Source organism: Kribbella sp. NBC_00889 (genome assembly GCF_045207705.1).
In the GTDB taxonomy this organism is placed as follows: domain Bacteria; phylum Actinomycetota; class Actinomycetes; order Propionibacteriales; family Kribbellaceae; genus Kribbella.
In genome coordinates this window covers 3,303,490-3,323,251 of sequence record NZ_CP108783.1, presented here as the reverse complement: position 1 = coordinate 3,323,251, position 19,762 = coordinate 3,303,490, and the positions used below count along the sequence as shown (strand labels likewise).

The window sequence follows — 19,762 nt, the reverse complement described above, 5'->3', positions numbered from 1 at the left end:
GCCCTAGGGCCGTTGGACTCGTACGGCGCCCGCCGGCAACTTCGAGAACCGGTCCTCGATGAAGAACGCGTTGTTCCGCTGGTTGAGGCCGGCGCGCTGGCCGATCCACTGCCAGCGCTGGCCCTTGGCGTAGTCCTGGGTGAACTTGGTCCACTGCGGGTCCGTTGGCAGCCGTCCGTGCCGGTCGCGGAAGTAGACCGCCGTACTGGCGAACTGGGTGGCGTTGCCGATCGGGTTCGAGATGGCGCCGGTCAGGGCGGTCGTGGCGAGGTTCCGCGCAGGCTGGGGGAGCGCCGACCACGCGGTGCTCTGGAGCTTGAGGAACTGCCGCAGTTGACCGACCGGGATCCCCGGCGGCGCCGGTGGCGGGTACGTCGCACCCGTCTTGACGAACTCCGGCTTGTGCATGTGCCGGCGGGCGGCACCCCAGTTCTTCAGTGACGCCTGCAGCGGTGTCGAGTACGCCCGCAGGAATCCGTGGAAGGTGGGGTACTGGCGATGCCGGATCAGACCGTAGAGGTTGATCATTGCCCAGATGACCGCCCGGTTGTCCGCGTTGTCACGCCCACCGGCCTCACCGACGATGAACCGCGCCGTCCAGACCAGGTCGTCGCTGGTGAACTGATAGGTGAAGCGCGTGCCGTCGGGCCGCGTCGCGTGGATCGTGCCGAGCCGGACATTCTGAGCCCCGCCCCCTGGAGCCGCCTGCATCGGAGGAGCGCTCGGCACGTACGAACCGCCTGGAGCCGCCTGCGGCGGAGGCGCGCTGGGCACGTACGAACCGCCTGCCGCCGGGAAGGACCCTCCGGTCGCGGGCGTGGTCGTGAAGGAGACGTGCATGTGGTCGTGGTGACCACTCAGCGGGGAGACGCCCTTGACCTGTGGGTCGTTGAAGAAGACCCGCGACACCTGCAGCACCGGGTTGCCCCGGATCAGGTCGACCAACTCCTGGGTGAGCTGACGGGAGTACACCGGCATCGTGTAGTTGACCGGCTCCTCCTTGCCGTCGTTGCGCACCGGCCGGATGTCGACGTCCGTCCCTTTCTGGTGCGACTTGTGCGGCGACATCGGGCCGCCGCCGCGCAGGCTGATGTCGGTGATCCCGATCCTCGGCCCGCTCGGGTGCCGCCGAGCCCATTCAGCCGCGATCGCGGTCACCGCGCGCAGCGTCTCGCGGCGACCGAACTGGCGGCCGGTGCTCTTGCAGTAGAACCCCGGACCCGACTGGGGCAGGGCGTTGTCCAGTGCGTCTGCGCCGCCCGGGGTGGAGACCTCGCCCCACGTCTCGTCGAGGAACGCTTGGGTCGTCATGATTCAGCCTCCCTGGTCAGAACGTTCCGGAGTAACCGGGCAGCTGCACGGGCGCCGCCGACGTACGACGAGAGCCAGTGCCGGCCAACTGGTCGAGCAGTCGCTGCCGGAGCAGGATCGACGGCATCGTGGTGTCCACCGGGTCGACAGTGAGATCGGCTCCGGTCACCGCCTGGTAGGCGTGGATGTAGCCCTGCAGCTCCGGACGCCAGTAGCGGACCCAGTTGGCGGCCTGCTGCGGCAGCCTGATGTCGTTCCAGTTGCCGTAGCGGATGCCGAGCAGGAGTTGCTCACCGAAGATCGCCAGGTCGCGGAAGTGCAATACGGACGCATCCGGCCAGCCGTACAGGCGCTTGACCGTCTCCACCGGGTCCATCCAGGCTTCCGGGTAGGCGACCATCACTCGGCTCGGCAGGAACTCCCGCATCTCCGGCCGCGCCAGCATGTACTGGTACATCAGGTCCTCCTGGCGCGCCTGCCAGGGCAGCTCGAGGTACTGGTTGCCCTGCCCCTCGGTGAGCTGCAGGTGCACCTCCTTGAGTGCGTTGAGGACGGGGAAGGCATCCGCGAGCACTGTGGTGTCGTCGTCCTCCTTCAGGAAGATCGAGACCACGTGCAGCAACCGGTGGAAGCTGCTGAGGAAATGCACCCTGCTGTCGGCCGGCCGCATCGGCGGCTGACCGGGCTGCAACATGCTGATGCCGTAGTGGTGGAACAACTCGTACGCGACCCGGGTGTCGGTGAGGCGGTGCTGCTCGTCGTTGACCATGCCCCACATCAGGTTGCTCAACGGCCGGAGCGGATCGATCTCCAGATGCGCGAGGGGGTCCGGGCCACGACCGGTCCGGACGTTCTGGAAGCGCAGCAGCAGCGCCGACATCGCGTGCACCAGATGAGCCTCGCGGTGCCAGTAGTTCCAGATCAGCTCGATCAGGCAGGGGTTGGTCAGCTTGCTCTGCAGGATGCCGTAGGTGTTCACGCCGAAGTCGCGGTCGCCGACGATGTCGACATCGCCGAGCTTGAGCCGGATCACCGCCAGGTACGGCAGGAACGCCTGGTCCTCCTCACCCGGCAGCCGCGGGCCTTCGGTGATGTAGTCCTCCCATTGGTGCCGGATCTCGGCGCGGAACGGGTCGTCGTCCAGATCCGGACGGTTCAGCCGGACCCGCTCCTCGTCGAGGTTGAGTCCCTTGAACGGCCGGCCCAGCCGGTTCGCGTCGACCCGGACACCGCAGTGCGCCATCATGAACACTTCGGTCGCGGTCTTCAGCACCCGGTACTGGTCCATGTCCGGGAACGGCAGCGCGCGGACCTTCTGCAGCTTCGCGAGCCGGCGTACGTCGCGTCTGCGCATGGTGCCGGCCAGGAATTCGGAGTACCGGTTGAAGGAGAGGGCCTGGGTGCTGTTGCGGATCGCGACCCAGAACGCCTGGTCGTCGGTCTCCACGACGTCGCCGCGGCGCATGGTCACCGCGACCGCATCGCCGGAAGCGAACGGCCGGGCCCGCACGGTGACCTCCTCCTTGCCATTGACGACGACGGTGATCGGCGCCGGGGGAGAACCGCCGCTGCCCCGCCTGACCGGCTGCAGCTCCGCAGTCACCTTCACGCGGATGTCGAAGGTCCCGGGGGTCTGGTCGTCCGGAACGTGCCAGACCGCCTTGGCCTCGGTGACCTCGTCGTCGGGGTCGTAGGTCTGCACGATGAACGGTCCGCGACCCGGGAAGTTCCAGGACGCCTCGGTGATGAAGTAGGTCTCGGATGTGTCGAGCCTGGCGGTGAGCCGGACGCGGCCGCCCTGCTCGATCGTCTCCGGGCTGGGGGTCAGGATGACCTCGGGTTCGTTGCTTGGCATCAGGGTGTCTCCTTTGAACTGGTGAGAGATGTGCCGGCGGCGGCGAACGTGGAGTCGAGCGCCCACCGGGTGAGCAGGTCGTTGACGACCGTGCTCTCGTCCTCGGGTCTGAGCCGGCCGTCGGCGCGGGCCTGGCCGAGGATCGCGAACGCCAGCGTCGGAGGTTCCCGGCACAGCCGACCGGGGTCGGTCAGTACGTCGTCGTACTGCCGCGCGAGCCGGTCAGGAGTGCGTTCGCGGGTCGGGAAGATGTCTGCGAGCGCGTGATCGCGCAGGGCCGGAGGGCGGTGGCCGGCGAGGAGTGCGGCCAGCAACGGACAGGTACGGCGAAGCGTTGCGAACAGCCGTTGCCGCGCCGCATCGAGACCCGTCGCCGGGTAGAGCTCGTCCCACAACCGCGCCACGGCCGCCCATTGCGGATGTGGATAGAGAACGTCGCCGAGCGCGCAGCTGAGGTGGACCCGGATCCAGGGGAACGGATGCGGATCGCCCTCGGTCATTCGCAGGACGAAGACCCGGGGGAGACTGACGACACCCATCAGCCCGAGCGTCGAGCCGATCCCGAGCTTGCCGACCGAATGCAGGTCGGCCACGATCTCGGACAGCCACCGCTGCCACAACTGCCAGGCGGGCCGCTCATCGTCCGGTCGCCTCCGCGCATAGCGCCGTACCTCGTGGTGCAGGGACGGGACCAGCTCCAGCAGGGCCGCGACCTGGTGGCCGCATTCGTGCAGGAGCGACGACGCGATTCCGCTCGAGCCGATCATCCGCTCGCGCGGGATGAGGACCAGGGCCGTCGGGCTCGGGTCGCCACCTGCCAACCGGGTCCGCGCCCGCCGGATCGCCGCGCCCTGACCCCGATCCAGATAGCAGATGATCGGCGGTACGGCGATGCCGGGAAGCTGCAACGCATCCCGGGCTGCCACATCCAAGCCGGACAGCCAGATACCGATCCGGCTCTCGCTGCGTTGGGTGATGGCCTGCTGGAACGTGTCGAACTGCGTGAGTACGTCGTTGAACCGCCAGCGCAGGCTGACGAACCGGCGTTGCTGCTCGTCGGGTGGCGCCGAAGCACCGGCGCCGAGGAGCCAGTCGTAGTACGCGTCCAGTCGACGCCGTAGCTCCTCGCGGCCCTGGATCAGGAAGCGCTCGACCGCCAGCAAGGCGTCCGGCGCCAGCGCGGCCGCCGGCAGCATCGACTCGTGCAGCACGAACGGCTGCACGAGTGCCAGCCGCGTGCGCAGCGCACGGCACTCCTGCTCCAGGAACCACACGGCGTCGGGCATCGCGGTCACGCCCCGTAGAGCACGATCTGGCTGCCGCGGCGTACCCAGCGACCGCCTGAGCCCTGCCTCGACGACGACCCGTGGTACCCGTACTCGCTCTGCCCGCCGGAGTCCGGTGGCGCATCGGGTGGCGGCGCGTCCGGCGGCGGTCCTCCGGCCGGTTTGGGTGCCGCACCGTTCGGCGCGGCACCGCCCGGGGGCTCCTGCTGCGGAGGCTCCTGCTGTGGGACCGGATAGGGCGGTGGGAACGGCGGCACCGGGTACGGCCAGGCGGCGTAAGGGTACGGTCCGGGCTGCTGCGGGTGATGGTGCCGCCTGCGGCGTTGCTGCTGCGAGCCGTGCCACTGACCCGGCCGCGCGAACGACGGGTAGCGCCGAGCCACTCCGCCGGCATGCCGGCGCGCAGCACCGTAGGCGGCTGCGCGGGCTGTCCGCTGTGGCTGTCCGTGCCGCGGGGACAATGCCGCGTTGCGGGTGGCGGCGGCGGAGAACCGGACGTACCGGCGGGCGACCTCGAACTCGGCCTCGTCCTGGCTGAGCGCCTCCAGTTCACCTACCTCGGCCTCGAACAGCTTGGTCGCCATACTGCCCAGCCGGGTGCCGATCGCCGTACCGATGCCGGGGGCAACGAACGAGCCGATCGCACCGCCGACCATCGGCAGCGCCTTCTTGGCGACGTTCTTGAGGATCCCGCCGAGGGCCTTGCCGGTCGGCGAGTCGAGGAAGCCGCCGACCCCCTTGGCCACGTTCTTGATCAGGCCGCCGAGGAACTGCTCGAGCTCAGCCTCGTCGCGGATCTCGAGCAACTGCGCGGCCAGCTCCATCTCCTGCTGCTCGCCGAGTGGGCTGGAGTACTCGCCGTTCAGCTCCTGGAGCTCGGCCTCGAACCGCTCCAACTCGCCGGGCATGGCCTCCTGCAGTTCGCCGAACTCGGCTTCGCCGTACTGCTCACCCTCCCCGAACTCGTTGTACTCACCTTCTCCGAATTCTCCGTACTGTTCGCTTTCGCCGTATTGCTCCCCTTGGCCGAACTCGTTGTACTCGCCCTGGCCGTACTCCGTCTGGCCGAACTCGCCCTGGCCGAACTCGCCCTGGCCGAACTCGCCCTCGCCGTACTCGGCGTACTGCTCGCCCTCGCCGAATTCGGCATAGACCTCGCCCGGACCGAACGAGCCTTCGTATCCGTAAGCCGCCATCATGCCGTTCCTTCCTCCTGGTCCATCTGTCAAGGTCGCGAACCGATCCCAGGCCGACCGCACCAGCTCACGAGTCACCTCGAGCTCGCGGTCCTCCGCGCTCAGTCCCTCCAGCTCGAGCCCGAGCAACGTGCTGACCCGCGCCGGATCGGAACCTTCCTGGAGCCGGATCCAGAGCGGGAGAATCTGATCCACCAGCCGCGCCACCTGCTCGGAGGTCGCGGTCGGGAGGAGTCCGGCCAGGCTGGTCGCCATGGCACGCAGCGCCGGCACGGCTCCCGCGCGGTCCCGCACCTCGATGGCGCGGGTCGCGAGCTCCAGCTCATGCACCGGATCCAGTTGCTGCACGAAGACCCTCCCCGGTCACCCGATCTGTCGCGAGATCTGTTCGACCACTGGGATGCACGATCCGTGCCAGGGTCATCGGTGCGACCGCCGAAGTCTTCTTCGTCTAGTGGGCCTTGGATGGGCTACGCCGGCGAAGTTCGCTTCAGCGTCGGGACTGCGCGGCGATTCCGAGCTGGGCTCGGTATTTGGCGACGGTACGACGGGCGATCGGATGGGCCGTGGTCGACAGCAGCCGCGCGATCTCGCCGTCCGACAGCGGCTGGGCCTCGTGCGCGATCAGGTCGCGAACCGCGTCGCGCGGTTCGGCCGACGTACAGAAGAAGTCCGCCATCGGGGTGAGTCGTCCCGACGGCAGCTGCGCCCAACGGGCCGACACCGCGCGGGACACCGTCGACTCATGGACGCCGACCGTGCGCGCGACGTCGGCGCGGGTCAGGGGAGCGGGACAGCCGGACCTCCCGGCCAGGAAGACTTTCTGATTGTCGACAATCGCCTCGCCGACCGCGCGCATCGTCTGCCAGCGCTGGTGCAGACGGCTGATGAACAGCCTCGCCCGCGCCAGCCACTCCTGGGCCTCCGCACCGCCGGTCCGGTACGACCAACTGATCGCCAGCGAATGCCGAGCCTCCTCGGCGATCTCGATCGTGAACTCGTCCGCGAACACGTAGTCCGGCCGCAGCACCTCGGCCCGGGCGTTCGTGGTCCGCGGCGGCCAGCACCCGAGATCGAGTGCCACGAACGGCACTAGCTGCTCCTTGATGAAGTCCGCCGCTGTCTGGATCTCCGCAGCGGACGTCCCGAGGGCGTTGGCGATTCGGTCGAACCGCCGGCCGGCCAGGTCCTCGAGATGCCGGTCCACCACTGCTCTGACGACGGTCGGAGTCCAGTCCTCGATCTGGAGCAACAGGCAATCCCGCAGATCCTGAGCCCCGATCCCAGGTGGCCCAACCTTCTGCACGGCCGCGAGCGCACTCACGACTCGCGTCGTACTGACTCCGAGGCAGCCGGCGATCTCAGTCGTCGTACTCGTCAACCGCCCACGCTGGTCCAGGCAGCCCACGACGTACTCCACGATGGCTCCATCGGCGGAAGGCACCAGCAATCCTGCCTCCGCCCGCAGGGCACCCACCTCGCCGCCGTCAACCCACTCGGTCACCCCGGCAACAGGTCCGCGCCCAGCGCCGTCGTCGACTCGCTCGATCGCGGGGTTGTCGCCCAGTTCCCGCTCGACAAGCTCGTCCACCCCGACCGCCGGCAGCTGCAGCAGCTCGGCAAACGCGACGATCTGCGGCCGCAACTCCAACCGCAGCCCGACCCGTCCCTCCAACGCCAACTCCACGCGCCCCACCCCCTCCTAACCATCCCCCGTCTGCAAGCTCCGTGCCAGCCACTCGCACTGTGGAGTGGCGCCGTAGGGTGGTTGGGTGAGCGAAGAGCGGGGAGCACCGGGCGCGCTGGATACGGCTGATTGGCGGCGGCGCGTGTTCGCGCTGTACGGCGTTGTTCGAGCGGCCGGCGACCCGGCCGAAGGGCATGCGCTGTGGCGGGCAGGGAGAGATGAACTGCTGGCGACCCACCCTGCATCGCCTGTCGAGGAGCGCGACGGCTTCAAAGGGGTTCCGGTGGGGGACTACCGGCCGGAGCTGCGGTTCGAGGTCGAGGTCGACACGGATGTCGAGCCGGTCCGTTGGGAGGTCCCCTCGGCCACCGACGGCGTGATCCCGTTCTCGCGGGTCGGCGTACTGCACCTGCCCGCGATCGGCGACCTCGACGTGTGGTGGCTGGAGTCGTACGGCGGCGGTGTGTTCGTGCCGATCAAGGACGCACTGGCAGGATCACGCACGTACGGCGGTGGCCGTTATCTGCTGGACACCGTCAAGGGCGCCGACCTGGGCGGTGACATCCGCGAGGGCCGGCTCATCGTGGACCTGAACTTCGCCTACAACCCGTCGTGCGCCTACAGCCCGCTGTGGACCTGCCCGCTCGCGCCCGCCACCAACACGGTGAAGGCAGAACTGCCCGTCGGCGAACTCACCTCAGACCTCTAGGGCTGCCAGCAGAACCAGCACCACGGTGACGACGGCGAACAGGCCGTGGCCGCCAACGACAGCGACGGGGAAGTGCCGCTCAGCCGGGACGTCTGCTGTTGCCACCTCGGCCGCGGCACGCGCTCGGTACGTCGGCAGCCAGCGTCGCAGCATCGCGAACCCGAGCAAGGCGACCGGCACGAGCAGAATGAACGCGACCCAGGCCAGGGCATTGCTGTCGGCGATCAGGTAGATGATCCACAGGACGAGCCCGATGGCCGCGAGGGCGAAGTGACTGAAGATCAGTGCCGGCCGGAACTTGCTCGTGCTCGGCTTGCGTGGCCCGCCGTTGCTGATCCAGGTGAACAGCAGGTAGAAACCACCGACCGCGGTGATCAGCCACGTGACGAGTGCTGCGATACCCATGTCATCTCCTCGGCTCGAAACCTTCGGCCTGGTCGTCCTCCTCGGCGACCCGTACGCCGTACCGGAAGGCCAGCTTTCCCCCGAGATAGCCCGACACCATGAGTGCGGCCAAGCTGACCGCCGACAGGACGATGGGACCGACCGCGACCTCGTCGGCATCGGATCCGCGGCGCCAGAGCGCGTTGACGACGTACGCCACGACGACCGCCACGTTCAGGAGCAGGTGGATCAACCCGGTCCGGAACGCCGGCGTGCCGGGCGGGATGGCGAAGAAGTCCAGTAGCCCGACGGCCGCGGCCGCGAGGGCGCCGACGATGCCGATCACGATCAGCCACGTCGACGCCTGGACCAGGTACGCCGCGTCCGCCGCCTGCGACCCGATGTCGAAGACGAAGCTGGCCACCCAAGCGCCGATCGGGATCGTCACCAGGATCGGGTGGAACGGGTGACCGTACGGCCCGGTGAGCAGCGCACTGACGGGGTGCTTCGCGGCAGACGACCGATCGGACATCGGCACCTCCTATTTCACCAACCGAGTTTGGTCTTATTCGGACTGGCAGGTCAAGAGGTGGGCGCGCGTCTACGTCGCTTTTCGCCAATGTTCGTGTCCGTTATCGTGGACGGGTGGCTGACGAGAGGCTCGGTGCGGACGCGACGATCAGGGCGGTCTCGGCGTTGAGCGACGAATCCCGGCGCCGGATGTTCGAGTTCTGCCGTCGGGCCGGCCGGGCGATCAGCCGGGACGAGGCGGCGGCCGAGGTCGGGATCTCGCGGAAACTGGCCGCGTTCCACCTGGAGAAGCTGGTCGAGGCCAGGCTCCTGCGAGCCCACTACGAGCACGGCGGCAGGCTTCGCAAGGTCGGCCGTGCACCGAAGCTGTACGAACCGGTCGAGACCGACGTGCGGGTGTCGATCCCGCCGCGCCAGCCGGACCTGCTCGCGGAGATCCTCCTCGACGGTGTCCTCAGCCATGACGATGTCCTCAGCCCGATGGACTCGACCCTCGAGGCGGCGTTCCGCCGAGGTGAACGCGTCGGCGAAGAGGAACGCGCCCGATCCCGCCCCGGCCGGTTGAGTTCGGAACGTGCGTTGACGTTGTCAGAGGCAACGTTGTCGCGCGTCGGCTTCGAACCGGACCGTCCACGCCCGAACTGCGTCCGGCTGCACAGTTGCCCGTTCCACCCGCTCGCGCAGGCTCAGCCTGACGCAGTCTGCGGCATCAACCACGCGTTCCTCACCGGCATGCTCAACGGCCTGCGGGCAACCACCGTCCGCGCCGTCCTCGACCCAGCCGGCGGCGAGTGCTGCGTCGAGATCACCGCCGACTGACAGGCCGCCTAGTCCTAGAGCGTGTTCTCCAGGGCGTCCGTCAGGAGGGCCGCCAGGGCTTCGAGCTGGAAGTCCGCGGAGGACGAGACCTCGTCGTCGGAGCCGTCGAGGGCCCGGGCGGCGAGGCTGGACTTGCTGTCGATGAGGTCGGCGATTCTGGTGTCGATGGTCTGGGCGGCGATGATCCGCCAGGCGGTCACCGGCATGTCCTGGCCGATGCGGTGGACCCGGTCGATCGCCTGCGTCTGCTCGGCGTTCGTCCAGGACAGCTCCGCGAGTACGACGTTCGACGCGACCTGCAGGTTCAGGCCCACACCGGCGGCCAGCAGCGAGCAGACCGCGACGGAGACCTCTGGGTCGTTGACGAAGGCGTCGATGTTCTTCTGCCGGTTCCTCGCGGTCTGGTCGCCCCGGATCGAGGAGAAGCGGATGCCGCGCTCGGTGAAGAGCTCCTCGGCGGCGTCCATCACCTCGATGTGGCGAGCGAAGAAGACGACCTTGCCGACGTTCTGCGCGAGCTGCGCGGCGTAGTCGGCGGCCAGGCCGGCCTTCGCGGTGCCGATCCGGCGTACCAGGGTGAAGACGTTCTCGCCGGTCTTCGCGTTCGCCATCTCGGTGCGCTCCCAGCCGGCGACCCGGCGGACGAGCTCGTGGTCGATGCCCTCCACGGTGGTGCCGGACGTCCGCGTCTCGAGTGCGGTCCGGTACCGCTGCACAAGGCGGTTGGCGAGCTCGCGCTCGGCGTCGCGGATCGAGCGGCCGAGGGCGCCGTCGAGCTCGACGGGCAGATCGGCGATCCGGCGGGCCGGGATGTCGGCGGCCACGTCGACCTTGCGGCGGCGGACGATGCCGAGGTCGATGACCGACGTGCGGGCGGCGGCGTAGAAGCCGGGGTCGGCCGGCGTCAGCTCGGTGTCCTCGAGCGACTCCATCAGCTCGGCCCGCGGACCCTTCTCGTCGATCCAGCCGAGGTACTGCCAGATCGCGGTGAAGTCCTCGATCGAGTTGATCAGCGGCGTTCCGGTGAGTGCCATCAGCAACGGACGCGGCGTACGGGTCCGGATGCGTTCGGACAGTTGCAGGACGTTGCGCGACCGCTGCGACTTCCTGTTCTTGATGAAATGCGCCTCGTCGACCACCATGCCGCGGAAGCCGAGGTCGCCGAGCCAGCCGACGTGACGGTCGAGTACCTCGTAGTTGACGACGACGATGTCCGCGAACCCGTCGATCGTGTCGCCGTCGCCGTGGATCACCGTGGCAGTCTTCTGCGGCGTCCAGAGGCCGGCCTCGCGAGCCCAGTTCGTCTTCACGACGTTCGGTACGACGGCCAGCAGGGGATAGGCGTTGGCGGCGCGAGCGGCCAGCAGGGCCTGAGCGGTCTTGCCGAGGCCCGGCTCGTCGGCGAGCAGGAACGTGCGGTGGCCGGCCGCGGCGGACGCGATCAGGCGCGCCTGGTGTGGCATGAGCTCCAGGCCGCCGGCCGCGTTCAGAGAGGTCGGCTCGGGCAAGGTCATGCTGGCCGCGGCGCCGGCGTACTCGAACGACTTGAGCAGAGGCCCGATGAGCTCCCAGCCGGCCAGTCGGCGCGGGCGCGGCGGCCGCGACGGGGCAGCCGAGAAGTCGGGCGCGAGGAACGGGTTGGCGAGCTGACGCTGGACCACTGCCTGCGGTACGACGCGGCGCGCGGCGTCTGGTGGAGTCACCGGCTCGGTCGGCGCGGGCTCCTCGTGCGGCGCCTCGAAGCCGGCCGACTTCAGCATGTCGCGCTTGAGCCGCGTACCCGCCTCGGAGACGACGGCGTCCTCGGCCAGCAGCCCTAGGAGCGAGGTCTCGCGGGCCGCCGCCTTGGCGAGGATTGTCGCGACGCCGTCCAGCCGCCGGAGTTGCTCGGCGCGGTAGGTGTCGGTCGCGTTCTGGTCCGCGTTCACGCGGGCCCGCTCCTCGCGCACCAGCAGCGCGACGACCTGGAACTTGGTGCGCACCGACGGGCGTACGTCGGAGCGCTCGACCGCGCCCTCGACCTCCCGCACGGCACGCGCGAGGACCGGGATCAGACCGTCACCATCGCGGGCAGGACGCCGGCGACGGGGAGCGGAACGGGCAGCGCCGGACTGGCGCTGGCCTCGTGGGGCCAAAGACTCCTCCTCAGTACTGCCACGGCGCGAGAGCCATGGCTGAACGCAGCACCGCACGGCCATCCCGCCGCCGCGACACGTCGCGCCGAGAGTCCGGTAGGGCCACCGGGAAACGGCGCAGAACCACCGCTTCCGCGAGCGATCGCTGTCCCGGACTCCACCGGGACCGGCCACCGCGTGCGATTGGCGACCTCTAGTCGATGACTGTGACCTCCGGGCCAAGACGCAGCCGTCGCCGGGGGCGGTCGGCATTGCCGATGTTCGGTGCTCTGCCAATAGTAGCCTGCGTCCGCGGCCACGGCTGTTCACCCTCGGTAAAGTTCCGATCCGGGTCGTCTGACGAGCGCTGCTCGGGGTGGCGACATGTAACGGATTCGTGTCGTACAGCGATATGGGCTTGCGTGGGCGGCCTTGCCGGGGAGGGCGAGGCTGGTGTGGGGCCCGCGGGGCGGCCGTCTGGTCGTGACGTGTCTGACGTGGGGGAGCGTGCTGCATGTCGTATCGATTCAACCCGCCGCCGAACTGGCCGAGCCCGCCGGCCGGCTTCGTCCCTGAGCCGGGCTGGGAACCCGACCCGAGTTGGCCGCCGGCCCCGCCTGGGTGGCAGCTGTGGGTCGAGAACGTGCCCGTCGGATCGCACGCGAGCGCCGTACCGGAACCTCCGCTGCAGAGTACGGTTGCGGTCCGCGCGAGGCATGCGGCGCGGACCGAGCACGCGGAACAGGAGACCGCTCCCGCTGAGGCGGCTGGACTCGACATTCCGGGCCGCCGCGAGGGACGCGGGTTGTTCGGCGGGAAGAAGCGCCTGGAGAACGAAGTCCAGCGTCTGCACCACCTGGTGGATCAGCTCGGTGGGATGGATGCGCTGACCATCGCTGCCGAGACGGACCGCCTGCGCGGCGAGCTCGGTCAAGTGCAGTCTGCGCTGGGCAGCGCCCGGCAGGATGTGTCCGACGCTCAGGCCGAGCTGACCGCCGTACGGCAAGAGGTCATCGAGACCAACGAGGTTGCGATGCTGCAGGAGGTGGGCATCTACGCGTACTCGCATCCGTTGGAGGACGCGGTTGCCTACAAGGCGCGGCTGGCCGAGCTGAAGGACCGGTACAAGGCGCTCGCGCGAGGCGACGGCGCGGTCACGGCTTCGACGACCTGGCAGGTCAACAACTCGGCGCGTGAGGGTGCCAAGATGGTTCGCGAGATCTCCAGGCTGATGCTGCGCGCGTACAACGCCGAGGCGGACAACTGTGTCCGGACAGTCCGGCCACATCGCCGGGCGTCGAGTGTCGAGCGCCTGTCCAAGGCTCGCGAGTCCATCGCGCGGCTGGGTCAGAGCATGAACATCAGAATCAGCGAGGACTACCACGCGCTGCGCGTCGACGAGGTCCTGTTGACTGCCGACTACCTCTCGAAGGTCGAGGAGGAGAAGGAACGGATTCGCGCGCAGCGGGAGCAGCAGCGCGAGGAGGAAGCCGCGCGGCGCGAGTTCGAGCGGGAGAAGTCGAGGCTGCTGAAGGAGCGGTCGCACTACGAGACCGCCCTGGCTCGGGTGGAAGCGACAGGAGACACGGCCGCGATCGACCAACTCCAGGCACAGATCGCCGAGATCGAATCGTCGATCGCCGGCGTCGAGGAGCGCGAGGCGAACATCCGGGCCGGCTATGTCTACATCATCTCGAACCTCGGATCGTTCGGTCAGAACATGATCAAGATCGGCATGACGCGGCGACTCGATCCGCTGGACCGGGTGCGCGAGTTGGGCGACGCGTCGGTTCCGTTCAGGTTCGACGTCCACGCGATCATCTTCAGCGAGGACGCGCTCGGCCTCGAGGGTGGACTCCATGCGGCGTTCGCGGAGAAACGCGTCAACAAGGTCAACCTGCGGCGCGAGTACTTCTATGCGACGCCCGCCGAGGTCCGTGACGAACTGGCCCGGATCGCGGGGCAGCACCTCCTCGAGTACCACGATCTGCCCGAAGCTCTCGAGTGGCGGGCAAGCGGCGGCGCGACGCCTGCCTAACGCCCGAGATCGGTGAGCGCTGTGGCGATGAGGGCGGTGCCGGGTGCTGTTCGGCCGCCGGGGCCGGGGGACGGGGAGACGTCGGCGGCGGTGAGAGGGTCGCCGCATTCCGAGCAGGTGACTGTTGGTGTCGTGCGGTGGCCGCAGGTGGTGTGGGTGAAGTGGAGCGGTTGCCCGGCGGGTGGAGTGGCCCAGCGGTCACCCCAGGCGGTGAGAGCCATCAGGATCGGGATGAGTTCGCGGCCGGCTTCGGTGAGGGCGTAGGTGTAGCGAACCGGGTTGTCCTGGTACGGCGTGCGGACGACGAGGCCGCCGTTCATCAGCGTGGTGAGCCGGTCGGTGAGCAGATTGCGCGAAATGCCGAGGTCGGTGACGAACTCGTCGAAGCGGTTCAGGCCGAGGTAGAGGTCGCGCAGTACCAACGGGGTCCACCAGTCGCCGATGACTTCGAGGGACTGGGCGAGCGAGCAGTGCATCGAGGCGAAGCTGGTGTTCCGCATGTCACCACTCTAGTCAGTTGCGGTATTGAACTCACCGTCTCTACGGTGGAGGCGACGGCTGACGAGAGGGGAGCGGGGCATGTACCACCGGATCGTGGCGGCGCAGGTGCGGAAGGCGTTCGCGGAGATCAGCGCCGGGAACTGGGAGGCCATGGTCGCGGGGATGGCGCCGGCCTTCACCTACCGGTTCTACGGCGATCACGCGTTGGGCGGTGAACGGCACACGCACGATGCGTTGCGGCGCTGGTGGGAGCGGTGTTTCCGGTTGCTCCCGGACACCCGGTTCGACGTACAAGACATCTTGGTCGCGGGCTGGCCGTGGGACACGCGAGTCGCAACCGCGGTCACAGTCCACGTGGGCGTGGTCGACGGCTCCCACTACGAGAACGTCGTACACCAGTTCCTCCGCCTCCGCTGGGGCAAGATCACCGAAGTACGCACCCTCGAGGACACCGCCGTACTCGAGAAGACCCTCAACCGCCTGGCCGCCACCGGCTACCCGGAGGCCCACGCACTGCCAATCACCGACTGAATCAGCGCTTCTGGCTGCAGTACCTGACGACACGGTGGCTGAAGTCGCACCACGGCTTGTCGTTCGACGCACCACATCGGCACAGCGGCGCCTCGTGGTCAGTCAGCGAGGTGACCGAGCCGTCCTCGTGGACCACATCCATCCCGGCCACCATGATCGGTCCGTTCTCCACGAAGGCGAGCCGGGGCTGGACGCCAGCCTCGCGCGATGTGTCCGGGCCACGTCCGGCCGGATCCGCTTGGAAGCCTGAGCGCTCGCAGGTCTCGTCGCAGTTCGGCAGGGAGCCCGAGCGTCCGCACCGGCACAAGAGCACGGCGTCGGCAGGAGCACCAGGCGTCAGACGACCCGTCGAGTAGTCGGAGCGTGAGCGCGCGAAGAGCACGGTGACCATGTCGGCGGAGGTGACCGCGTACGGGCCGTCCGGGGTGATCACAAGGCGAGGCGGTTCAGCCATGGCGAGAGCCTAGAAGCAGCCTCCGACAAACCGCCGACCGAGGTCAGCGGGCGGCTTGTGCGTGCAGGTGGACAGGAGGTGTTGGGTCGATAGGTAGTGCAGTTGAGCGGGCGTGCGTTCTGTGTACGGTGTCTCGGAGGTGCACTACCTGTCGGTTTGCACAGCCGGAAGCTGCTGCGGGCTCAGGCGCGGCGGCGGAGTTCGGGGAGTACTTCGGTGCGGTAGAGGTTCATCATGTCGACGGAGTGCGGGCCTATGTTGGCGACGTAGATCTCGTCGAAGCCGGCGTCGACGTACGGCATGAACGCCTCGACGTGTGCGTCTGCCTTGGATCCGCAGGTGACGGACTGCGCCGTCGATTCCTTGGTGACGAGTTGGCTCGCCTGCTCGAAGTGCCGGGGTGACGGCAGAACCTGGGACAGTTCGCCCGGCAGACCGGAGTTCCCCCAGATCCGGTGCGCCTGCTCGATGCCTTCTTCCTCGGTCGGCGCGTAGCTGACCTTGAACCCGGCCTGCGCCGGCTTGTCCCCACCGCCGTTGTCGCGGAACCGCTGCAGCAGTTCGCGGTCCGGCGTGGTGGTGATGTAGCCGTCCGCGATCCGCGCGGCGACATCGGTTGCCTCCGGCCCGAAGCCGGACATGTAGATGGGTAGCGGTGCCTCCGGCCGGGTGTAGATCCGGGCGGTGTCGACCGTGTAGTGCTTGCCGTGGTGCGAGACGAACCCCTCCTCCGTCCACAGCCGCCGCATGATCTCGACCGCCTCCTCGAGCATCTCCAACCGTACGTCGACTGTCGGCCAGACGGACCCGAGCACGTGCTCGTTCAGGGCCTCGCCGGTACCGACGCCGAGCTGGAACCGCCCGTTCAGCAGTACGGCGCTGGTCGCGGCCGCCTGCGCGATGATCGCGGGATGGATCCGCACCGTCGGACACGTCACCGCGGTGGTCACCGGGAGTTCGCACACCTGGGAGATCGCGCCGATGGTGGACCAGACGAAGGCGCTCTGACCCTGTTCGTCGTTCCACGGATGGAAGTGGTCACTGATCCACAGCCCGTCGAACCCGGCGTCTTCGGCCAGCCGCGCCTGCTCGATCAACTGTGCCGGCGTGTACTCCTCACTGGACAGGAAGTAGCCGATCTTCACGTCGTACTCCGATCGTTTGAGTTACCCGCCGAGTGCCCGCTCCCGATTCATCCATGCACGCGGCTGATTGTGTGAGAGATGTCGGGGTACCGGCCGGAACGTCGGAAGGAGCGGATCATGCCCGCAGGATCGAACGCCAAGCGCGAACGGCAGTACGAGCACATCAAGTCCGGCCTGAAGAAGCGTGGCCGCAGCGAGGACACCGCGGAGGAGATCGCCGCGCGGACCGTGAACAAGGAACGCGCCCGCTCCGGCGAGGCCAAGGAGAAGAGCCGTACGTCGACCCATGACATCTCGTCGGGCCGCCGCGGCGGACTCCGCTCGCACAGCGGCTCGAAGGGCCGGACCAAGGAACAGCTCTACAACGAGGCCAAGCACAAGAACATCAAGGGCCGCTCGAAGATGACCAAGGCCCAACTCGCCAAGGCCGTCGGCAGGTAGTTCATTGCAGTAGCTCTCTGGCGGTGCGGAGGTCGTTGACGAAGTGGGCGAAGTCGCGGCGGAATTCCTGGGACCGTACGACGGCTGACGGATGGACCGTCGCCACCGCGGCTTGGCCGTCGGGAAGTTGCACAGGCGAGCCTCGGTGTTCGGTAACTTTGAAGCCGGAGCCGAGCAGGGCGCGGGCGGCGACGGCGCCGAGGATGACGACGAGGTCGGGTTTCACGATCTCCAGTTCGCGGTCCAACCAGGGGCGGCAGGCAACGATCTGACCGGCCGACGGGGTCTTGTGGATCCGGCGCTTGCCCTGGCGTTCGAACCGGAAATGCTTGACCGCGTTGGTCAAGAACACCTCGGAGCGCTCGATCCCAGCCTCGACCAGCGCCTTGTCCAGCAGCCGGCCGGCAGGCCCGACGAAGACGTGCCCCTCTCTGTCCTCCACGTCGCCGGGTTGTTCCCCGATCAGCATCATCCGGGCGCGGACCCGTCCTTCGCCCGGCACGACCTGCTCGGCGTACTCGTGCAGGTCGCAGCCACGGCAGTCCGGGAGCGTCGCCGTGATCTTCCGCATCCCGCCGTCGTGCGGAACCCACGGTGCGGCGCCAGTGAAGTCGTTCACGTCAGCCTCCCGTGGCCGAGTGTGGTGCGTGGACCGGCTTCGACTGGGCCGAGCGGCGCTGGCGCAGGTAGATGGACCCACCGACAATGGCCGCCACGGCGAGGAACTCGCTCTGCCAGTTCTGGAACGACTCGTACCAGAACTGTGACGTCCCCAGATACTGCCACGTCGTCATCGCCATACCGCCGTGGAGCTCCTGCTCCTGACTGTACGACGCCGCACCGGTGACCGCGTGCAGCCAGAACGACAGCAGGAACACCAGCCCGAAGGCGATCGCCAAGGAGTTCTCGTACAGCTTCAGCACCACCGCCGATCCGTGTCGCACCGGCCAGGGTGCCTCACGATCGGTGCGGTGATCCCGTGGGTCCTCGTCCTGGGGTGTGGCCTCGTCGATCGGGCGAGACTCCGCGGAGCCCTTCTGCACCAGGTAGGCGGTGAGCAGGACGTACATGCCCATCTGCAGGAATTCGGACTCCCAGTTCTCGAAAACCGCCTCGCCGAAGGACGACGAACCGACGTACTGGCCCAGGGTCTCGGTCGGCTGCCCGTGATCGGTGAGCTCAGCGTTGTCCTGCGCGTGACCGGTGAGAACGAGACCGATCAGGAACACGAAGAACAGCACCAGATTGACCGTCAACAGCGCCCGAAGCCGAAACCATCGCATGACCGACCGGTACCCGGCCCCGGGCGAACGTAGACAGCGCGGCTCAGGTGCTGGTCGGCGCCAGGGCCTCCCGTACGACGACCAGCCCGAACAGCACGAGGGTCAACGCGTGGACGACGGTGCACCACAGGCAGATCGCGTCGATCTGGAAGAGCTCGGCCCAGACGAGGTAGAAGACGAACAGCACTCCGACAACGACCGCGGCGAGGCGCACCCGGCCGGGCCACGGCGAGGTGGCGCGCCACATCTGCGGCAGGCACAGGACAGTCATCGCGACGAAGAAGCCTAGTCCCAGGAGCGCGACCGGGATGCCGACGACGGCCGAGTACTCGCTCGATGTGACCTTCAGGCAGTTGACCACGCCGGTGTCCGGGCAGGCGAGCGTCGACCCCGCGGTGAAGTGCTCATAGGTCAGGTACGCCGCGACCGCGACGCCTGCGATCGACAGTCCCAAGGTTGTCCAGGGCAACCATCCCAGCGGTGCGGCCTGCTCGGATTGTTGCTCTGTCCCCGCGGTCTTGCTCACGTCTCAGCTCTTCCCGAGCTTGCCGGCGGCCGCGGTGACGGCGGCGCTCGAGCACACGTTCGAGGGCTGGTTGCCAGTGACCTGGCAGAGCGCGGCGGTGTACAGGTTGGAGGAGCCGACGATCGCCTTCGCGATCGGGCTGGACGGATCCTTCAGCGCGGCCGCGACCTCGGCCTGCGTCTTCCCGGCCAGGATCTCCGGACTGTACGACGCGCCCGAGGCGACGAACTTCCCGCCGAGGTCGACGAAGGGGATCGAGCCCCCCTCCTTCACGTACGGCGGCGCGTTGTACGTGTCGAACGTCTTCTGGTCCTCGGCCGTCGGCGTGTCCAGCGGGGCGTACTGCCCGTTGACCTGCTGGTTCGTGGTCGTCTCGACGCCGGTGAAGGTCAGGTACTGACTCGTGTACTTCGCTCCGTGGAACGACAGGGTCGGGGTGTTCGGGAAGACGTCACTGGCCGACGAGTGCGTCGTACCGAGGTTGCTGAAAGTCCCGAACCGCGAGAGCGCGACCGTGACAGGCCAGCGCTCGGCGGCGCAGAACGGGCAGTACTCGGCACCGATGTAGAGAACCTTCGGCTTCCCGCCCGCGGTCAGCGGCGGGGCCGTGATCGCCGACGGACCGCCCTGCACGGCGTCGGTGCCGACCTCGGTGAACGTCGAGTCCGGGACGGACGCCAGCGCGCTCGTGATCTGCGAGTCGGCGGCACCGGACGGCGCGGTCGCGGTGTTGTCCTTCCCGCCGCCGGCCAGCCGGATGATCACCAGACCGGCGACCACGATGACCACAACCGCCACCGCACCCGCCGCGAGCAGCACGCGCCGGCGCCGCTCCGCCCGCGCCTGTGCAGCCTGCTGCGCTGCGATCCTCTCCCGAGCCCGAGCCTTCTGCTCGACACGCCTTGCCATGACTCTCCTCGTCTCACCACCGGTAAACGCCCATTCACTCAA

The 19,762-nt window shown here is 68.3% G+C and carries 20 protein-coding genes; 5 read left to right on the top strand and 15 right to left on the bottom strand.

The genetic code is table 11. The features are described 5' to 3' along the window. Positions 1-3 precede the first annotated feature (3 nt). The 5 genes from OG817_RS16095 to OG817_RS16075 form a co-directional block, all read right to left on the bottom strand. Entirely contained in the window at positions 4-1,311 is a 1,308-nt protein-coding gene (locus OG817_RS16095; protein ID WP_406055477.1) for a penicillin-insensitive murein endopeptidase, read from the bottom strand. Positions 1,312-1,327: 16 nt separating this feature from the next. After that, positions 1,328-3,166, bottom strand: coding sequence for a hypothetical protein (locus tag OG817_RS16090; RefSeq protein WP_396390290.1), 1,839 nt, complete (start codon positions 3,164-3,166; stop codon positions 1,328-1,330). Next, positions 3,166-4,461 carry a hypothetical protein gene (locus OG817_RS16085; RefSeq protein WP_406055475.1) on the bottom strand — a complete coding sequence of 432 codons (1,296 nt, stop codon included), beginning with the start codon at positions 4,459-4,461 and terminating at the stop codon, positions 3,166-3,168. Before OG817_RS16085 ends, OG817_RS16090 begins: the two co-directional genes overlap by 1 nt. Next, a complete protein-coding gene (locus tag OG817_RS16080; protein ID WP_406055473.1) occupies positions 4,458-5,996 on the bottom strand; it encodes a hypothetical protein in 1,539 nt (512 codons plus the stop codon). Before OG817_RS16080 ends, OG817_RS16085 begins: the two co-directional genes overlap by 4 nt. A 142-nt stretch (positions 5,997-6,138) precedes the next feature. Continuing rightward, entirely contained in the window at positions 6,139-7,335 is a 1,197-nt protein-coding gene (locus tag OG817_RS16075) for a hypothetical protein (RefSeq protein ID WP_406055471.1), read from the bottom strand. 85 nt (positions 7,336-7,420) lie between these two features. Here OG817_RS16075 and OG817_RS16070 point away from each other — a divergent pair, with 85 nt between their 5' ends. Beyond that, positions 7,421-8,044, top strand: a complete 624-nt coding sequence (locus tag OG817_RS16070; RefSeq protein WP_406055469.1) for a DUF1684 domain-containing protein — start codon at positions 7,421-7,423, stop codon at positions 8,042-8,044. Here the strand turns inward: OG817_RS16070 and OG817_RS16065 are convergent. Then, positions 8,033-8,449 (bottom strand): hypothetical protein, encoded by a 417-nt coding sequence (locus OG817_RS16065; RefSeq protein ID WP_406055467.1) that lies wholly within the window; start codon positions 8,447-8,449, stop codon positions 8,033-8,035. The genes OG817_RS16070 and OG817_RS16065 overlap by 12 nt on opposite strands. 1 nt (position 8,450) lies before the next feature. Then, positions 8,451-8,960 carry a DUF2231 domain-containing protein gene (locus OG817_RS16060; RefSeq protein WP_406055465.1) on the bottom strand — a complete coding sequence of 170 codons (510 nt, stop codon included), beginning with the start codon at positions 8,958-8,960 and terminating at the stop codon, positions 8,451-8,453. A 113-nt stretch (positions 8,961-9,073) separates the two neighbouring features. Between OG817_RS16060 and OG817_RS16055 the strand changes: the two genes are divergently transcribed. Continuing rightward, positions 9,074-9,778 carry a helix-turn-helix transcriptional regulator gene (locus OG817_RS16055; RefSeq protein ID WP_406055463.1) on the top strand — a complete coding sequence of 235 codons (705 nt, stop codon included), beginning with the start codon at positions 9,074-9,076 and terminating at the stop codon, positions 9,776-9,778. Positions 9,779-9,792: 14 nt separating this feature from the next. Here the strand turns inward: OG817_RS16055 and OG817_RS16050 are convergent, their stop codons facing one another. Continuing rightward, positions 9,793-11,913, bottom strand: a complete 2,121-nt coding sequence (locus OG817_RS16050) for a DEAD/DEAH box helicase (RefSeq protein ID WP_406055461.1) — start codon at positions 11,911-11,913, stop codon at positions 9,793-9,795. 493 nt (positions 11,914-12,406) lie between these two features. On the opposite strand from OG817_RS16050, the gene OG817_RS16045 reads away from it, so the two are divergent. Then, on the top strand, positions 12,407-13,930 hold the full coding sequence (locus OG817_RS16045) for a DUF4041 domain-containing protein (RefSeq protein WP_406055459.1): 1,524 nt from the start codon (positions 12,407-12,409) through the stop codon (positions 13,928-13,930). On the opposite strand, the gene OG817_RS16040 is transcribed toward OG817_RS16045, so the two are convergent. Further along, positions 13,927-14,430, bottom strand: coding sequence for a winged helix-turn-helix transcriptional regulator (locus OG817_RS16040; protein ID WP_406055457.1), 504 nt, complete (start codon positions 14,428-14,430; stop codon positions 13,927-13,929). The two genes, OG817_RS16045 and OG817_RS16040, sit on opposite strands and share 4 nt — an antisense overlap. A gap of 79 nt (positions 14,431-14,509) precedes the next feature. On the opposite strand from OG817_RS16040, the gene OG817_RS16035 reads away from it, so the two are divergent. Next, complete coding sequence (locus tag OG817_RS16035) at positions 14,510-14,962, top strand: nuclear transport factor 2 family protein (RefSeq protein ID WP_406055455.1); 453 nt, start codon at positions 14,510-14,512, stop codon at positions 14,960-14,962. 1 nt (position 14,963) lies between these two features. On the opposite strand, the gene OG817_RS16030 is transcribed toward OG817_RS16035, so the two are convergent. After that, positions 14,964-15,416 (bottom strand): CDGSH iron-sulfur domain-containing protein, encoded by a 453-nt coding sequence (locus OG817_RS16030; protein ID WP_406055453.1) that lies wholly within the window; start codon positions 15,414-15,416, stop codon positions 14,964-14,966. A gap of 182 nt (positions 15,417-15,598) precedes the next feature. Then, a complete protein-coding gene (locus OG817_RS16025; RefSeq protein ID WP_406055451.1) occupies positions 15,599-16,561 on the bottom strand; it encodes a TIGR03557 family F420-dependent LLM class oxidoreductase in 963 nt (320 codons plus the stop codon). Positions 16,562-16,678: 117 nt separating this feature from the next. Between OG817_RS16025 and OG817_RS16020 the strand changes: the two genes are divergently transcribed. Beyond that, entirely contained in the window at positions 16,679-17,002 is a 324-nt protein-coding gene (locus tag OG817_RS16020) for a plasmid stabilization protein (protein ID WP_360446020.1), read from the top strand. Between the two features lies 1 nt (position 17,003). On the opposite strand, the gene OG817_RS16015 is transcribed toward OG817_RS16020, so the two are convergent. Genes OG817_RS16015 through OG817_RS16000 form a run of 4 tightly spaced genes read right to left on the bottom strand, consistent with a single transcriptional unit; the run spans position 17,004 to position 19,720 of the window. Next, positions 17,004-17,621, bottom strand: a complete 618-nt coding sequence (locus OG817_RS16015; RefSeq protein WP_406055449.1) for a UdgX family uracil-DNA binding protein — start codon at positions 17,619-17,621, stop codon at positions 17,004-17,006. 1 nt (position 17,622) lies between these two features. Continuing rightward, on the bottom strand, positions 17,623-18,285 hold the full coding sequence (locus OG817_RS16010) for a DUF6766 family protein (protein ID WP_406055447.1): 663 nt from the start codon (positions 18,283-18,285) through the stop codon (positions 17,623-17,625). A gap of 43 nt (positions 18,286-18,328) precedes the next feature. After that, a complete protein-coding gene (locus OG817_RS16005) occupies positions 18,329-18,811 on the bottom strand; it encodes a vitamin K epoxide reductase family protein (RefSeq protein ID WP_406055445.1) in 483 nt (160 codons plus the stop codon). A gap of 3 nt (positions 18,812-18,814) precedes the next feature. Then, complete coding sequence (locus OG817_RS16000; RefSeq protein ID WP_396390307.1) at positions 18,815-19,720, bottom strand: DUF929 family protein; 906 nt, start codon at positions 19,718-19,720, stop codon at positions 18,815-18,817. Between the last annotated feature and the right edge of the window lie 42 nt (positions 19,721-19,762).

Bases quoted from the DNA above. Each gene is read 5' to 3' on its own strand.
- OG817_RS16030 (WP_406055453.1), bottom strand. From the start codon at position 15,416: ATGGCTGAACCGCCTCGCCTTGTGATCACCCCGGACGGCCCGTACGCG.
- OG817_RS16065 (WP_406055467.1), bottom strand. From the start codon at position 8,449: ATGGGTATCGCAGCACTCGTCACGTGGCTGATCACCGCGGTCGGTGGT.
- OG817_RS16090 (WP_396390290.1), bottom strand. From the start codon at position 3,166: ATGCCAAGCAACGAACCCGAGGTCATCCTGACCCCCAGCCCGGAGACG.
- OG817_RS16020 (WP_360446020.1), top strand. From the start codon at position 16,679: ATGCCCGCAGGATCGAACGCCAAGCGCGAACGGCAGTACGAGCACATC.
- OG817_RS16035 (WP_406055455.1), top strand. From the start codon at position 14,510: ATGTACCACCGGATCGTGGCGGCGCAGGTGCGGAAGGCGTTCGCGGAG.
- OG817_RS16060 (WP_406055465.1), bottom strand. From the start codon at position 8,960: ATGTCCGATCGGTCGTCTGCCGCGAAGCACCCCGTCAGTGCGCTGCTC.
- OG817_RS16045 (WP_406055459.1), top strand. From the start codon at position 12,407: ATGTCGTATCGATTCAACCCGCCGCCGAACTGGCCGAGCCCGCCGGCC.
- OG817_RS16010 (WP_406055447.1), bottom strand. From the start codon at position 18,285: ATGCGATGGTTTCGGCTTCGGGCGCTGTTGACGGTCAATCTGGTGCTG.
- OG817_RS16000 (WP_396390307.1), bottom strand. From the start codon at position 19,720: ATGGCAAGGCGTGTCGAGCAGAAGGCTCGGGCTCGGGAGAGGATCGCA.
- OG817_RS16040 (WP_406055457.1), bottom strand. From the start codon at position 14,430: ATGCGGAACACCAGCTTCGCCTCGATGCACTGCTCGCTCGCCCAGTCC.
- OG817_RS16095 (WP_406055477.1), bottom strand. From the start codon at position 1,311: ATGACGACCCAAGCGTTCCTCGACGAGACGTGGGGCGAGGTCTCCACC.